Origin of the sequence: Nonomuraea africana (genome assembly GCF_014873535.1) — a bacterium.
Lineage (GTDB): Bacteria > Actinomycetota > Actinomycetes > Streptosporangiales > Streptosporangiaceae > Nonomuraea > Nonomuraea africana.
In genome coordinates, this window is the sequence record NZ_JADBEF010000001.1 from 3,334,536 (window position 1) to 3,348,293 (window position 13,758).

The following is a 13,758-nucleotide window of genomic DNA, read 5'->3' on the forward strand; positions in this document are numbered from 1 at the left end:
CATCCGGTACGGCGGAGCCCTGTCCGCCGGACAGAACTTCGTTCTACGATTGCGCACGCAACGAGAATGGGGTGATCGAGGTGGACTTCACGCTTCCCGAGAGCGCGCTGACCGTCCAGCAGGGTGTCGGTGACATCTGCGCGCGCTACGACATGGACTACTGGCAGCGCTGCGAGGCCGAGAAGCGATGGCCCGACGAGGTGTGGGCGGAGCTGGCCAAGGGCGGATGGCTCGGCCTCGCCGTACCCGAGGAGTTCGGCGGCGGCGGGCAGGGGCTGCTGGAGTTGGCGGTGGCGACCGAGACGCTGGCCGCCTCCGGCGCGGCGGGCGGTTCCGCCTTCACCTACGTGCTCACCCCCGGTTTCGGCGCCCTGACCCTGGCCCGGCACGGCAGCGATGAGCAGCGCGCTGCGCTGCTGCCCAAGCTGGCCTCGGGCGAGATCGAGACATGCTTCGCGCTGACCGAGCCCGACGCGGGCTCCAACTCGCTGGCGATCACCACGTCGGCGCGCCGTGACGGTGACGACTACGTGGTCAACGGGCAGAAGATCTGGATCACCGGCGTGCAGCGGGCCACCTGGATGCTGCTGGTCACCAGGACGATCCCGGCCGCCGAGGCCAGACCGCGCACCAACGGGATGACCGTCTTCCTGGTCAACGTGCCCGAGGCGGTGGCGGCCGGTCAGCTGTCCTACCGGCCGATCCCCAAGATGGGCGCCAACACCACGCCGTCGAACATGGTCTTCCTCGACGACCTGCGCGTGCCGGCCTCCAGCGTGGTCGGCCAGGTCGACCAGGGCGCCCTCGTGCTGTGGGACATCCTCAACCCCGAGCGGATCCTGCTGGCCGCCTCGGCGCTGGGCGGGGCCGAGGTGGCGCTGCGGGTGGCGGTGAGCTACGCCAAGGAGCGCGAGGTGTTCGGGCGGGCCATCGGCGCCAACCAGGCGATCGCCTTCCCTCTCGCCCAGGTGAAGGCGAAGATCGAGCTGGCCAGGCTCATGCTGTACAAGGCCGCGTGGTCCTTCGACCGGCAGCTGCCGTGCGGCACCGAGGCCAACATCGCCAAGCTGACCGCCTCTCAGGCGGCCTGGGAGGCGGCCGACGCGGCGTTCCAGACGCACGGCGGGATGGCCTACTCCCTGGAGTACCCGGTGGCGCGGCTGCTCACCGACGCCCGGATCGGCAAGGTCGCGCCGGTGACCGAGGAACTGCTGCTGAACTACCTGGCCACCCAGGTGCTCGGCCTGCCGCGCAGCTTCTAGAAGGACGGCGGGCGCTTCTCGCGCAGCGCCCGCACCCCTTCCTGGACGTCGGGACCCGAGAAGCCGAGGAACTCCATGGCCAGGGAGGCGTCGAAGGTCGGCCCCGCCATCCTGAGCCAGTTGTTGAGCGAGTACTTGGTCAGGCGGATGGCCTCCTGCGAGCCGGCCGCCAGCCGTACCGCGATCTCGAGCGCCCTCTCGTGCACCTCGGCATCGTCGACGCAGAGGCTGACCAGGCCCATCCGCTCGGCCTGCTCGCCGGTGACGGGCTCGCACAGCAGCAGGTGGTACTTGGCCTTGGCCATGCCGCACAGCAGCGGCCAGATGATCGCCGCGTGGTCGCCCGCGGCCACGCCGAGGCGGGTGTGGCCGTCGATGATGCGGGCGGTACGCGCCGCCACGGAGATGTCGGCGAGCAGCGCCACCGCCAGCCCCGCGCCGACGGCCGGGCCCTGGATGGCGCTCACCACCGGCTTCGAGCAGTTGAGCACGTTGTAGACGATGTCGCGGGCCTCGGTGAACACCCGCAGCCTGGTGGCGTGGTCGCGGGTCATCTCCTCGATCATGGACAGGTCGCCGCCCGCGGAGAAGGCCTCGCCCTCGCCCCTGACCAGCACGGCCCGCACGTCGTCGTCGCGGTCGAGGTCGCGCCAGATCTCGGCCAGCTCGCGGTGGCCCACCATGTCGACGGCGTTGAGCCGGCGCGGCTCGCTGATCGTCACCCGCCGCACGCCGTCCGCCGCCCAGTCGAGCCTGAGCTTGTCGTAGGTCATGACTCCAGCGCCGCCCTGAGCCTGGCCGCCACGTAGGCGCGGGCCTCGTCGGCCTGGTCGAAGAAGCCCGGCAGGCCGTAGAAGCCGTGGACCATGCCCGGATAGCGGCGCACCTCGACGGGGACGCCCTCCCTCGCCAGGCGCGCGCCGTACGCCTCGGCCTCGTCGCGCAGCACGTCGTACTCGGCGCTCACCACGGTCGCGGGCGCGAGACCCGCGCAGGAGTCGAGGCGCAGCGGCGCCAGGCGCGGATCGAGCGGGTCGGCGCCCGGCGCGTACTGCTGGACGAACCAGGCCATCTCCTCCGCGTCCAGGCCGAACCCCTTGGCGTGGTCGCGGTAGCTGGGCGTGTCCATCGCCACGTCGGTGATCGGGTAGAGGAGCGCCTGGTGGGCGAGGGTGAGCCCGGCGTCGCGGGCCTGCCAGGCCGCCACCGCCGCGAGGTTGCCGCCCGCGCTGTCGCCGATCACCGCCACGCGGCCGTTGCTCTGGTAGAAGGCGGGCCGGGCGAAGACGTCGCGCACCACGGTCCACGCGTCGTCGGCGGCCGCGGGGAAGGGGTGCTCGGGAGCCAGGCGGTAGTCGACGGAGACCACCACCGCCCCCGTCCTGACCGCGAGGTCCCTGCCGACGGCGTCGTTGCGCCTGACGCTGCCGAAGACCCAGCCGCCGCCGTGGAAGTAGACGATCACCGGCAGCGTGTGGTCGCCGGGGTCGGCCCGGTAGACCCTGATCGGCACCTCCTCGGCCAGCGCGTCGCGGACGAACGGCAGCCGCGTCAGCGGCCCGCGCCGCTCCGCCAGGCCGTCGGTGGCCCGCATCTGCTCTATCTCCGCAGGCCCGAGGCTCGCCAGGTCTGCGCCGAGGTCGGAGGGGTAGAGCTCCAGATAGGCCCTGGCCTGGGGGTGCAAGCTCATGATCCGAGCTTACTCATGAGCCACCCCATTTCTCATCAGTATCGGGCGGCCTCCACGAGTGCCTCGAACAGCCGCATATCATCGCCGCGCTCGGGGTGCCACTGAACGCCCACGCCGAACCGGTGTCCCTGCAGCTCGACGCCCTCCACGATCTGGTCGTCGGCCCACGCCACGGCCAGCAGCCCGTTGCCGAGGCGCTTGACCGACTGGTGGTGCGGCGCGGTCACCTCGATGGTGTCGCCGATGGCCTTGCCGAGCTTGCTGGAGACGCTCACCTGGATGACGTGCGGCTGCCCCTGCGCACCGTGCCGTTCGTGGTCGAGCACGTCCGGTAGCCACGGGATCAGGGTGCCGCCCTGGGCGACGTTCAGGACGTGCATGCCGCGGGCCACCGCGAGGATCGGCACATCGGCCTGGACGGCGGCGCGGGCCAGGGCGAGCTCGAACCTGTCGCGGTGCGGCTGGGGCTCGGCGACCCTGTCGTCCTGCTCGGCGCCGTAGACGGCGGCGCCGACCTCCACGCCGCCCGCCAGGACGATGCCCTTGAGCCCGCGGACGTAGTCGTCGATGGCGTGCAGGTTGAGCGGAGGGAGCACCACGGGCGCGCCGCCCGCCCGGTCGACCGCCTTGGCATAGGAAGGGGGCGCGATGACCGCCTCCCTGACCCAGTCACCCCATCGGGCGGCCTCGAAGTAGGCGGTGATACCGATCAACGGTCGAGACATGCGCGCTCCAGGAGGCATGCAGGAGGACGGGCAACCAGGGTCAGAGATGGTGACCAGGTTCCTGCTCCATCATGGCGCACCTGATTTCGGTTATGGCACCTATCCCGGGTATCAGTGCTGTCACTTCCGGCCCACAGGATCACGAGTCAGGGATCGCCGCCCGCCCGTCGCCCTTCTGACCGCTTCGACCGAGAACCCTCCGGCCAGGTCGCCTGCCCGGCCGTCGGCACGCTCACCGACGTCTGACCGGCCCAACCGAAGACATGATAAGCCGCGGCGGAGAGTTTCACCTGCGCACACCCGAACCCTGGCACCACAGCGCCTGAAATCGCGAAATTCCACATGCAGGAATCATGAATGCGATAAACATTCACTTTCGTCAGCGGAAATGAGTGGATAGTGGTTGCGGAAAATAACGTTACCATTACGGATAGTTCTGGTTCGCACCGTATTGGGGTGAAACGGTTGTGACTCCAGGGAGCGGGTGTAACACTCCAAATGAGCGCGCGGACGCGCCGGGGCTCGCCGTACGCTCACAACCCGGAGCCGTCAGGGAGGTGGACGACACGACCGGAATCACATTCCGGTCATAGGGTGGGGTCAAAAGGCATGTCGTTGAATCCGCGCCTCGTCAAGGAGAGTTTCTCCGTCATCGAACCCGTCGCCGACAAGGCGGCGGCCTATTTCTACGGCCGGCTGTTCGCCGAGAGCCCGCACCTGCGGGGGATGTTCCCCCCTGCCATGGACGTCCAGCGCGACCGGCTGTTCAGCGCGCTGACCCGGGTGGTGTGGAGTCTGGACAGTCCCGACAGCCTCGCCTCCTATCTCGGCCAGCTCGGCCGCGACCACCGCAAGTACGGCGTGATCGCCGAGCACTACACAGCGGTCGGCAACGCCCTCCTGGCCACCATCAGGCGCTTCGCCGCCGACGTCTGGAACGCCGAGATCGAGGCGGCGTGGGTGGCGGCCTACACCGCCGCCGCCACCCTCATGATCGACTCGGCCGAGGCCGACGCGGGCGTCTCTCCCGCGTGGTGGCTGGCCGAGGTGGTCGACCACGAGCGGCGCACCGAGGACATCGCGGTCGTCACGCTCAGGCCCACGCAGCGCCTGCCGTACACCGCGGGGCAGTACGTCAACGTGCAGACCGCGCGCTGGCCGCGGGTGTGGCGGACCTTCTCCATCGCCAACGCCCCGCGCGAGGACAACACGATCAGGCTGCACGTGCGCGGGGTGCCGGGCGGGTGGGTCTCGACCGCCCTGGTCCAGCACACGCGCATCGGCGACACGCTCATGCTCGGCCCGCCGATCGGCACGATGATCCCGCACGAGGCGGGCGGCAGGGACATCCTGTGCGTGGCGGGCGGCACGGGCCTCGCGCCGATCAAGGCGATCGTCGACCACATCATCACCTCGGGCCGGCGGCCCAACATCCACCTTCTGTACGGCGCGCGCACCGCATGGGAGCTCTACGACCTGCCCGACCTCATCCGCATGGAGTCGCGCTTCCCCTGGCTGCGGGTCCTGCCCGTGGTCTCCCACCAGCCCTCCTACGACGGCATGCGCGGCCATCTGCCCGACGTGATGGAGCGCTTCCACTCGTGGGCCGAGCACGAGGTGTACGTGTGCGGGCCGCCCGCGATGGTGCACGAGACTGTCCGCCGTCTCCAGGCGAGCGGGGTGCCGCTCGCCCGCATCCACCGCGACGTCGTCCAGGGCGAGCGCTGACCGAACGGCTCCCGGCCCCCGCTGCCACGGGGGCCGGGGCAGGGGTCAGCGGAAGGCCGCGGCCGTCTCCTCGTCGTTCGGCCAGAACGTCTCGATCGCCAGCTCCGACACCGTCACGTCCACCGGCGTGCCGAACGTCGCGATCGTGGTGAACATCGACAGCACCCTGTCCCCGTGCCTGATCCGCAGCGGCAGCAGGATGTCGGCCGGCCCCGGGACGTGCGCCACGTTCAGGTCCACCCCCTCGTAGGTGTAGCCGGCCAGCTCGTCGTGCAGCTCGGCCAGGCGTCCGTTGCCCGAGGCCTCCGCCTGCCTGCGCAGCCGGTGCAGCAGGTGCGCCCGCACCTCCGCCAGGTTGACCAGCCGCCCGCCCATCGCCTCGGGGTGCAGAGACAGCCGCATCACGTTGATCGGCTCCTTCAGCAGCTCCGCGGGCGCGCCCTCCATGAACATCGCGGCTGCGGAGTTGGCGGCCACCAGATCCCACGCGGCGTCCACCACCAGCGCGGGGTACGGCTCGTGCCCGGCGAGGATCTTGTCCAGCGCCTGCCGTACCACCTCCATCTCCGGCGCGCGCACCTCACGCTCGGGAAAGACCGGCGCGTAGCCCGCGGCCACCAGCAGGCGGTTGCGGTGCCGCAACGGGATCTCCAGCTCCTCGGCCAACCTCATCACCATGTCCCTGCTCGGCCTGGCCCGGCCCGTCTCGAGGAAGCTGATGTGGCGGGCCGACACCTCGGCCTCGATCCCCAGATCCAGCTGGCTGACGCGGCGCCGCTGGCGCCACGAACGCAACAGATCCCCAAAAGACTCATTTTGTACGGCAAGCGCTCCCATGGCCCGAACGCTAGCGGGAAAAGGGAATCTTCACGATTACCTCGGACGTAATCAGACGACGCACACCGCAAATCCGGCACTGCCCAGAACTTGTCGGTACCGCGTGACACGATGGCCACAAGCCAAGACAGGGAGACCAACATGAGCGACGCCCTACTCGCCGTCGGCACCCGCAAGGGGCTCTTCCTCGCCCGATCCGCCGGCGGCGGCCCGTTCGAAGTCGAGCCGATCCAGTTCTCCACCGTCGGGGTGCACTCCGTCGCGATCGACACCAGGGGCGACACGCCCAGGCTGCTCGCGGGCATCGAATACGGCCACTTCGGCCCCTCGGTGATGTACTCCGACGACCTCGGCAGGAGCTGGCAGGAGGCGGAGAAGGCACCCATCGCCTTTCCCGAGAAGACCGGAGCCACTCTCGAGAAGGTCTGGCAGCTGCTGCCCTCGCCGTCCGAGCCCGGCGTCGTCTGGGCCGGCACCGAGCCGGGCGCGCTGTTCCGCTCCGAGGACGGCGGCATCACCTACACCCTGGTCGAGGGGCTGTGGGAGCACCCGCACCGGCCGCAGTGGGAGCCCGGCGGCGGCGGCCTGTGCCTGCACACCATCCTCAGCCACCCGACCGACCCCAAGATCATGGGGGTGGCGATCTCGACCGGCGGCTTCTACCGCACCACCGACGGCGGCCTGTCGTGGGAGGCGGCCAACCAGGGCATCCGCGCCCCGTTCCTGCCCGAGGGGCAGCAGTACCCCGAGTTCGGGCAGTGCGTGCACAAGGTCGGAATGCACCCCGCAAGGCCCGAGCGGCTGTTCCTGCAGCACCACTTCGGCGTCTACCGCAGCGACGACTTCGGCGGGTCGTGGACCGACATCGGCTCCTCGCTGCCGTCCGACTTCGGCTTCCCCGTCGTCGTCCACCCCGACCGGCCCGACACGCTCTACGTCCTGCCGCTGCACGCGGACATGGACCGCACCCCCGTCGGCCACCGCTACCAGGTCTTCCGCAGCGACGACGCGGGCGAGACCTGGCAGGCGCACGGCGAGGGCCTGCCACAGAGCCCCGTCTACGCCTCGGTGCTGCGCGACGCGATGACCGCCTCGCCCGCGGGCATCTTCTTCGGCACCCGCGACGGCTCGGTCTACGGCTCGCGCGACGACGGCGACACCTGGAGCGAGGTGGCCGCCCACCTGCCCGACGTGCTGACCGTCAGGGCGGCGGTGCTCTGATCCATGGCCAAGCCCGCCATGATGGTCGTCTTCGTGCTGCCCAGCACGCTGCGCCACTGGGTGAGCGGCGAGAGCGAGGTCAAGGTCTTCGCGGTGGAGCCGACCACGACACGCCGCCCACCCTGGGCGCCGCCCTCGACACGCTGCGGCGCACCCACCCGTCGCTCGAGGGACGGTTACGGGACGACTACGGGCAGATCAAGAGCCACATCAACATGTTCGTGTGCGGCGAGAACGCCCAGGGGCTGGGCGGTCTCGACTGCGCCATCCCCCCAGGAGCGGAGATCTACGTCCTGCCCGCCCTCTGAGGGGCGCACGGCCTTCGGGGCTGGAATCTCGGGAGGAGCCCAGCTCCCAGATCACTTCGGTGTCGTACGGCTGCCGCGTGGATGACCCGGCGAGGCGAACGACAGCAGCAGTCGGGCGGTCTGCTGCGGATCTTCCAGCACAGGTGTGTGACCGACATCGGAAAGCAGCTCGGCTCTGACGTCGGGGACGACGCGGTAGTCGGCGGATGATGACGGTCGCCACCGCTGGTCATCGGCCCCGAAGATCACCAGCGTGGGCGCGTTCAGCCTGACCAATCAGGCTGGCACGTCGTAAAGACCCCAGGGTCATCCCCTGGGGCCGCACGGGCGGCACCAGAGGATGACGCGTCGATCAGAACTTGCCGAATGACGCGTTCGCCGGGTTGTAGGGCGTGTCGGCGGTGTAGAGCTTCAACGCCGCTTCCCGCACCGTGTCGATCTTGATGGAGCCGTCCGCCTCGGCCAGGTACGGGGCGCTCCCCTCGACCGCTGCCGGCTCTACGCCGAGCACCTCCAGCATGCGCTTGCACTCCTGGCTGTCGAGCCGGCCGTCGCCGTCGGAATCGGCGGCCTGGACGAGGGCGTCCACCCAGGGCTGAGCCGCCTGCGCCTGTCCCTGAGGCGTACCGACCTTCGAGTTGGTGATGCTGCCAGCGAATTCCTCCGAGGTGATCCGGCCGTCGCCGTCCGAATCGGCGGCTTCCGCCAGGTTCCTCCAGTATTGACGAGCGCCTTCCAGGAGCGCCTTGCCTTGGGCCGCCTGCTTGGACAGGCCCAGCGCGCTCACCGCGCGATTGGCCATGAGCTCGAAGTCGGCCTGTGTGACCACGCCGTCCCCGTCGTGGTCGAAACTCTCGAAACGTCCGCTCATCTTGCGCTGGTAGAACTCTGTAAGCATGCTGGGCACGCCTCCTTGACGGTGGGTATGCGGGCACATCCCGCCCTCCGGAGGTTCCCCCAGCCCGGTAAAGGGAAGCCGGGCGGCAGGGCAAGCGCATTCCCGACACTGCTGGAGGACCCGCCACGGCCCGACCAGGCCGGGCGCAGACGAGCCCGCAACGCCGCGAGCCTGATCACGCGGCGGATCTTCTCCCGCCTTCCTTCGGGTGCCGAGCCAAGGCTCTTTGTTACCCGTCCCTTGGAGCTCGCGCTGGTTTGTGCTGCACTGCGACGAGCTCCTGGGGTGCTGAGGACGGCTACATTCCGAGGGATCCCCGCACAGTCAGCGAGCCAGGGCGAACCATGCGTCGCCGTCTCCTCGTACTGTGAGCCCATGTCTGTGATGCCGTTCAGGGGTGGAGCCGCGCGTGAGGCGGAGTTGTTGGGGGCGGTTCTGGAGGTCTTGCGAGAGACGGGATACGACCGGCTGACGGTAGACGCGGTGGTGGCGCGAGCGCGGGCGAGCAAGCAGACCGTCTATCGGCGCTGGCCGTCGAAGGCCGAGCTGGTGGTGGCCGCGTTCGTGAATGCCGTTTCCGGCGGGCCCGCCGTACCCGACACCGGCAGCCTGCGCGGCGACCTGCTGGCGCTCATGGACGTGTTGCTGGACGAGTTGGACGAGCTCGGCGACGTGATCGCGGGGCTCCTGGGCGAGCTGCGGCGCAACGCCGAGCTGGCGGCCGCCATGGAGCAGCACTACATCGGCGCCCGGCGCCGGTCGTTGCTGGCGGTGTTCGAGCGGGCCAGGGCGCGAGGCGAGGTGTCGCCGGAGGCGGACGTCGAGCTGTTGTGGCAGGCGGGGCCGGCGATCGTGTTCTTCAGGGCGCTGGTCAGCGGGGAGCCCGTGGACAGGGCGCTGGCCCGCAGGATCGTCGATCGCGTGGTGCTGCCGTTGCTCTGAATAGTACGGTCCAGTACCGTACTGCTATGGACATCCTCATCGTTGGGGCGGGCCCGAGCGGCCTCACCGTCGCGAACGTGCTCGCCGCCTACGGCGTGCCGTTCAGGATCGTGGACGCCAAGCCAGGACCGGTCAGCCAGTCGCGCGCGGCCATCGTGCATGTCAGGACCTTGGAGCTGTTCGACCGGCTGGGTCTGGCCGGCGAGGCGCGCCGGAGAGGCCTGCCGATCACGCACGCCGAGCTGTACGAGAACGGCCGCCGGGGCGCCGAGGTGCCGCTGGCGGGCAGGGACGGAGGGCCGATCGCCCTGGGCCAGGACGAAACGGAGCGGCTGCTCGTCGAGCGCCTGGCAGAACGCGGCCACGCCGTGGAGTGGAACACCACGCTGACGACGTTCGGCGGTTCTCGCTGGGTCGTCGGCGCCGACGGGGCGAGCAGCCAGGTGCGGCGCGCGATGGGAGTCGGCTTCGCCGGGCGGACCTACGAGCAGACCGGCCTGCTGGCCGACGTGCGGCTGGACACCCGGCTCAAGCCCGGCAGGCTCAGGCTCAACCTGACCCGAGGCGGCTTCGTCGGCATGCTCCCGCTGGGCGAGAGCCGCTACCGGCTGTTCGGCGCGGTCCCGCGGGACCTGGCCGCCCCGGGTCCGGACGGCCGGGTGTCACACGACCCGTACGCGGAGGTGAGCCTGGAGCAGCTGCAACGCTGGTTCGACACGTTCTTCGCGGTCCGCGCGAGACTGGTCGGCGCCGACTGGACGGCCTTGTTCCGGGTGCACAGCCGGATGGCCGAAAGGTTCAGGGCCGGCGACACCTTCCTCGTCGGCGACGCCGCGCACATCCACAGCCCGGCCGGCGGCCAGGGAATGAATCTCGGCATCGGCGATGCGGTCAACCTCGGCTGGAAGCTGGCGATGGTCGCCAGGGGCGAGGCCGGCGAACAGCTCCTCGACTCCTACGAGGCCGAACGCATGCCGGTCGCCAGAAAGGTGCTCAACGGCGCCGACCGCGGATTCGCGCTGGAGGCCACCGGACAGCCGGTCGCCGCCTGGCTCAGGGCGCACGTGGCCGGCCGGCTGCTGGGGCCGCTCAGCCACCTGCCTCCGGTACGCGAGGCGATCGCCCGGATGTTCTCGCAGACCTGGATCAGCTACCGGGACAGCCCCGTCGTCGGCGGCTCCCGCCACGGCGCGCTCCGGCCAGGAGATCGGGCGCCTCTCGGCATGGCCCCGGCCGACCTGCGCCATCACCTGGTGGTCTCCCCCGGTGCCCACGTCGACGCGCCCTTCGAGATCCACGAGCATCCTGCGGCGGGCCGCCTGGCCTATCTTGTCCGCCCGGACGGCCATCTCGCCTACATCGGCCCTCCCGCATCGGTGCCCACGGACCCGGACCGGGTCGGCTGATCATTCAGCCGAAGGCCTCATCCCGGAGCCTGGCCCTGCCGAGGGGTCGCCGTCGAGCAGGCTCTGCACGATCGGCCCGGCCCACGCGACGATGTCGTCGTAACCGGCCGAGGCGACGGGCTCGACGCGCACGCCGTACCTAGCGACCGCCAGCCCCATGAGCTGAGCGGTGATGAGAGTTACGCGTGCTCATCGCGGGCGCCGGCCTGGGCGGGCTCTGGCACAACGGCTGCATCTGGCCGGCGTCGACGTGGTCGTCCTCGAACGCGACGCCGGGCCGTACAGCCGGGCTCAGGGGCACTGCGTGCACATCGACCAGCGCGGCGAGAACGCCCTTCGCGCCTGCGACGCCGACTGAGGTGCCGTTCATCTTCAGATCACTCACGGGCCACCCTCAATACACTGATGGAGTGGAAAATAGGGAAGTGCCACTGATCGACCAAAGCGCCCTTCGTCTGGATGAGGACTGTCACACCATCGCGATCTCCGAGCCACTGTCCCGTTCGGAGGCCGAGAGTCTGGCGGGGGCGCTGAAGGCGGTGGCCGACCCGACTCGGCTGCAGCTGCTCAGCATGATCAGCGGCAGCGCCGCGGGTGAGGCGTGCGTCTGCGACCTCACCGCTCCACTGGGGCTCACCCAGCCCACGGTGAGCCACCACCTGAAGATCCTGGTCGAGGCCGGTCTCCTCAGCCGGGAGCGGCGCGGCAAGTGGGCCTGGTACGCCATCGTTCCCGAGCGTCTCGACGCGCTGCGCGGCCTGCTGCCGTAACTTTCTTCCAGGTCAGCGCCATGGGCGCGGACTGGACAAACACATAGACATCCATAAAAATAGATGTGTGTCTATGCGCGGGAACGAGCTACCCCTCCTCCCCTCAGACGACGGGTGCGCCGGATCGGCGCCGGGACCGCCCATGTCCAGCCAGACCGCCGCAGACCTTGCGCGGAAACTCAAGGCCATGGCCGACCCGGTACGGCTGCGCATCCTCAGCATCGTCCTGGCCCACGCCGGAGGCGAGGCGTGCGTCTGCGACATCACCGACGCCTTCGACCTGGCCGGACCCACGGTGAGCCATCACCTGAAGGTCCTTCGCCAGGCGGGCCTGGTGACATCAGAAAAACGCGGCACGTGGGTCTTCTACCGCGTCACCCAAGAGGGCACCGAGCTGTTCGCCCAGCTGACCCGCGTTCCCGCTGCCAGGCCCTGACCTGGTCGACCACATCGAACGAAGGAAGTTCATGGCGTCACCCACTGCCCTGGCCGAGAACACCGAGGTGATGCGCGGGCTGTCGCGGCTCGACCGCTTCCTGCCCGTATGGATCGGCCTGGCCATGACCCTCGGCCTGCTGCTCGGCCGGACGGTCCCCGGCCTCGACGCCGCCCTGGACACCGTCAAGATCGGCCAGGTGTCGCTGCCGATCGCGCTCGGGCTGCTGCTGATGATGTACCCGGTGCTGGCCAAGGTCCGCTACGACCGGCTCGACACCGTCACCGGCGACCGGCGGCTGCTGATCTCGTCGCTGGTGATCAACTGGATCGTCGGCCCGGCCGTGATGTTCGCCCTCGCCTGGACCTTCCTGCCCGACCTGCCGGAGTACCGCACCGGCCTGATCATCGTCGGCCTGGCCCGCTGCATCGCCATGGTCCTCATCTGGAACGACCTGGCCTGCGGCGACCGCGAGGCCGCGGCCGTCCTGGTGGCCATCAACTCGGTCTTCCAGGTCATCGCCTTCGCCGCGCTCGGCTGGTTCTACCTGGAGATCCTGCCCGGCTGGCTCGGCCTTCCCGAGACCAGTCTCGACATCTCCATGTGGGACATCGCCGAAAGTGTGCTGGTCTTCCTCGGCATCCCCTTGCTGCTCGGCTACCTGTCACGGAAACTCGGCGAGCGCGGCAAGGGCCGCGACTGGTACGAGACCCGCTTCCTGCCGCGCGTCGGCCCGATCGCGCTGTACGGCCTGCTGTTCACCATCGTCATCCTGTTCGCCCTGCAGGGCGACACCATCACCTCCCAGCCCGGCGACGTGGCCAGGATCGCGCTGCCGCTACTGGTCTACTTCGCCCTCATGTGGGCCGGCTCCTTCGCCCTCGGCAAGGGCATCGGCCTGCCCTACGACAGGACCACCACACTGGCCTTCACCGCGGCCGGCAACAACTTCGAACTCGCCATCGCCGTGGCGATCGGCGTCTTCGGCGTCACCTCCGGCCAGGCGCTGGCCGGGGTGGTCGGCCCCCTCATCGAGGTCCCCGTGCTGGTCGCGCTCGTCTACGTCTCGCTGTGGGCGCGCCGCCGCTTCTACCCCGCAAAGGAAACCGTCTGATGACCGACAAGCCCAGCGTGCTGTTCGTCTGCGTGCACAACGCCGGACGCTCCCAGATGGCCGCAGGATGGCTCAGCCACCTGGCCGGCGACCGGATCGAGGTCCGCTCGGCGGGCTCGGCGCCGGCAGAAGGCGTCAACCCCGTCGCCGTCGAGGCGATGCGCGAGGTCGGCATCGACATCGCCGGCCAGAAGCCCAAGATCCTCACGCCTGAGTCCGTCCAGGCCTCCGACGTGGTGATCACCATGGGCTGCGGCGACGTGTGCCCGATCTTCCCCGGCAAGCGCTACGAGGACTGGAAGCTCGACGACCCCGCGGGCCAGGGCATCGAGGCGGTCCGGCCGATCCGCGACGAGATCCGTACCAGGATCGAGAAGCTCGTCGGCGAGCTACTGCCCGCGTGAGCTCGTGCGGCGCCCTG

At 69.8% G+C, this 13,758-nt stretch carries 17 protein-coding genes; 10 read left to right on the top strand and 7 right to left on the bottom strand.

Features of this window, described 5'->3' with window-relative positions:
- The first annotated feature begins 71 nt into the window (after positions 1-71).
- The gene (locus tag H4W81_RS15805; RefSeq protein WP_318781759.1) at positions 72-1,262 is read left to right on the top strand and encodes an acyl-CoA dehydrogenase family protein; all 1,191 of its coding nucleotides are present in this window, start codon (positions 72-74) and stop codon (positions 1,260-1,262) included.
- Here the strand turns inward: H4W81_RS15805 and H4W81_RS15810 are convergent.
- From H4W81_RS15810 to H4W81_RS15820, 3 genes are read right to left on the bottom strand one after another with little or no spacing between them, the layout of a single operon-like run.
- Complete coding sequence (locus H4W81_RS15810; protein ID WP_192775505.1) at positions 1,259-2,035, bottom strand: enoyl-CoA hydratase/isomerase family protein; 777 nt, start codon at positions 2,033-2,035, stop codon at positions 1,259-1,261. The genes H4W81_RS15805 and H4W81_RS15810 overlap by 4 nt on opposite strands.
- Positions 2,032-2,952, bottom strand: a complete 921-nt coding sequence (locus H4W81_RS15815) for an alpha/beta hydrolase (RefSeq protein ID WP_192775506.1) — start codon at positions 2,950-2,952, stop codon at positions 2,032-2,034. Before H4W81_RS15815 ends, H4W81_RS15810 begins: the two co-directional genes overlap by 4 nt.
- Before the next feature lie 35 nt (positions 2,953-2,987).
- Positions 2,988-3,677 (bottom strand): gamma-glutamyl-gamma-aminobutyrate hydrolase family protein, encoded by a 690-nt coding sequence (locus H4W81_RS15820; RefSeq protein ID WP_192775507.1) that lies wholly within the window; start codon positions 3,675-3,677, stop codon positions 2,988-2,990.
- 609 nt (positions 3,678-4,286) lie between these two features.
- Between H4W81_RS15820 and H4W81_RS15825 the strand changes: the two genes are divergently transcribed.
- Positions 4,287-5,405 carry a globin domain-containing protein gene (locus H4W81_RS15825; protein WP_192775508.1) on the top strand — a complete coding sequence of 373 codons (1,119 nt, stop codon included), beginning with the start codon at positions 4,287-4,289 and terminating at the stop codon, positions 5,403-5,405.
- 45 nt (positions 5,406-5,450) lie between these two features.
- Here H4W81_RS15825 and H4W81_RS15830 read toward each other — a convergent pair whose 3' ends face one another.
- Positions 5,451-6,200, bottom strand: a complete 750-nt coding sequence (locus H4W81_RS15830; RefSeq protein WP_264083170.1) for a helix-turn-helix domain-containing protein — start codon at positions 6,198-6,200, stop codon at positions 5,451-5,453.
- Between the two features lie 183 nt (positions 6,201-6,383).
- Here H4W81_RS15830 and H4W81_RS15835 point away from each other — a divergent pair, with 183 nt between their 5' ends.
- Positions 6,384-7,463 carry a WD40/YVTN/BNR-like repeat-containing protein gene (locus H4W81_RS15835; RefSeq protein ID WP_192775510.1) on the top strand — a complete coding sequence of 360 codons (1,080 nt, stop codon included), beginning with the start codon at positions 6,384-6,386 and terminating at the stop codon, positions 7,461-7,463.
- A 359-nt stretch (positions 7,464-7,822) separates the two neighbouring features.
- Here H4W81_RS15835 and H4W81_RS15840 read toward each other — a convergent pair whose 3' ends face one another.
- Positions 7,823-8,047, bottom strand: coding sequence for an alpha/beta fold hydrolase (locus H4W81_RS15840; protein WP_192775511.1), 225 nt, complete (start codon positions 8,045-8,047; stop codon positions 7,823-7,825).
- Between the two features lie 76 nt (positions 8,048-8,123).
- A complete protein-coding gene (locus H4W81_RS15845; protein ID WP_192775512.1) occupies positions 8,124-8,669 on the bottom strand; it encodes an EF-hand domain-containing protein in 546 nt (181 codons plus the stop codon).
- A gap of 375 nt (positions 8,670-9,044) precedes the next feature.
- Between H4W81_RS15845 and H4W81_RS15850 the strand changes: the two genes are divergently transcribed.
- Both H4W81_RS15850 and H4W81_RS15855 read left to right on the top strand, forming a co-directional pair.
- Positions 9,045-9,611 carry a TetR/AcrR family transcriptional regulator gene (locus tag H4W81_RS15850; protein WP_192775513.1) on the top strand — a complete coding sequence of 189 codons (567 nt, stop codon included), beginning with the start codon at positions 9,045-9,047 and terminating at the stop codon, positions 9,609-9,611.
- 26 nt (positions 9,612-9,637) lie between these two features.
- Entirely contained in the window at positions 9,638-11,017 is a 1,380-nt protein-coding gene (locus tag H4W81_RS15855) for an FAD-dependent monooxygenase (protein WP_192775514.1), read from the top strand.
- On the opposite strand, the gene H4W81_RS15860 is transcribed toward H4W81_RS15855, so the two are convergent.
- Positions 11,018-11,176, bottom strand: coding sequence for a TetR/AcrR family transcriptional regulator (locus H4W81_RS15860; protein ID WP_192775515.1), 159 nt, complete (start codon positions 11,174-11,176; stop codon positions 11,018-11,020). It lies immediately after the preceding gene.
- A gap of 13 nt (positions 11,177-11,189) precedes the next feature.
- Between H4W81_RS15860 and H4W81_RS15865 the strand changes: the two genes are divergently transcribed.
- From H4W81_RS15865 to H4W81_RS15885, 5 genes are all read left to right on the top strand, one after another.
- Positions 11,190-11,375 (top strand): hypothetical protein, encoded by a 186-nt coding sequence (locus H4W81_RS15865; protein WP_192775516.1) that lies wholly within the window; start codon positions 11,190-11,192, stop codon positions 11,373-11,375.
- Between the two features lie 67 nt (positions 11,376-11,442).
- Positions 11,443-11,787 (top strand): ArsR/SmtB family transcription factor, encoded by a 345-nt coding sequence (locus tag H4W81_RS15870; RefSeq protein WP_192775517.1) that lies wholly within the window; start codon positions 11,443-11,445, stop codon positions 11,785-11,787.
- Positions 11,788-11,929: 142 nt separating this feature from the next.
- Entirely contained in the window at positions 11,930-12,223 is a 294-nt protein-coding gene (locus tag H4W81_RS15875; protein ID WP_225958647.1) for an ArsR/SmtB family transcription factor, read from the top strand.
- 31 nt (positions 12,224-12,254) lie between these two features.
- Positions 12,255-13,337, top strand: coding sequence for an ACR3 family arsenite efflux transporter (arsB, locus tag H4W81_RS15880; RefSeq protein ID WP_318781760.1), 1,083 nt, complete (start codon positions 12,255-12,257; stop codon positions 13,335-13,337).
- Positions 13,337-13,741: an arsenate reductase ArsC gene (locus tag H4W81_RS15885; protein ID WP_192775518.1), complete on the top strand. Its 405-nt coding sequence runs from the start codon at positions 13,337-13,339 to the stop codon at positions 13,739-13,741. The genes arsB and H4W81_RS15885 overlap by 1 nt, the downstream gene beginning before the upstream one ends.
- The last annotated feature ends 17 nt before the right edge of the window (positions 13,742-13,758 follow it).

Bases quoted from the DNA above. Each gene is read 5' to 3' on its own strand.
- H4W81_RS15820 (WP_192775507.1), bottom strand. From the start codon at position 3,677: ATGTCTCGACCGTTGATCGGTATCACCGCCTACTTCGAGGCCGCCCGA.
- H4W81_RS15860 (WP_192775515.1), bottom strand. From the start codon at position 11,176: ATGGGGCTGGCGGTCGCTAGGTACGGCGTGCGCGTCGAGCCCGTCGCC.
- H4W81_RS15885 (WP_192775518.1), top strand. From the start codon at position 13,337: ATGACCGACAAGCCCAGCGTGCTGTTCGTCTGCGTGCACAACGCCGGA.
- H4W81_RS15855 (WP_192775514.1), top strand. From the start codon at position 9,638: ATGGACATCCTCATCGTTGGGGCGGGCCCGAGCGGCCTCACCGTCGCG.
- H4W81_RS15815 (WP_192775506.1), bottom strand. From the start codon at position 2,952: ATGAGCTTGCACCCCCAGGCCAGGGCCTATCTGGAGCTCTACCCCTCC.
- H4W81_RS15850 (WP_192775513.1), top strand. From the start codon at position 9,045: ATGTCTGTGATGCCGTTCAGGGGTGGAGCCGCGCGTGAGGCGGAGTTG.
- H4W81_RS15810 (WP_192775505.1), bottom strand. From the start codon at position 2,035: ATGACCTACGACAAGCTCAGGCTCGACTGGGCGGCGGACGGCGTGCGG.
- H4W81_RS15875 (WP_225958647.1), top strand. From the start codon at position 11,930: ATGTCCAGCCAGACCGCCGCAGACCTTGCGCGGAAACTCAAGGCCATG.
- arsB (WP_318781760.1), top strand. From the start codon at position 12,255: ATGGCGTCACCCACTGCCCTGGCCGAGAACACCGAGGTGATGCGCGGG.
- H4W81_RS15845 (WP_192775512.1), bottom strand. From the start codon at position 8,669: ATGCTTACAGAGTTCTACCAGCGCAAGATGAGCGGACGTTTCGAGAGT.
- H4W81_RS15835 (WP_192775510.1), top strand. From the start codon at position 6,384: ATGAGCGACGCCCTACTCGCCGTCGGCACCCGCAAGGGGCTCTTCCTC.
- H4W81_RS15825 (WP_192775508.1), top strand. From the start codon at position 4,287: ATGTCGTTGAATCCGCGCCTCGTCAAGGAGAGTTTCTCCGTCATCGAA.
- H4W81_RS15865 (WP_192775516.1), top strand. From the start codon at position 11,190: ATGAGAGTTACGCGTGCTCATCGCGGGCGCCGGCCTGGGCGGGCTCTG.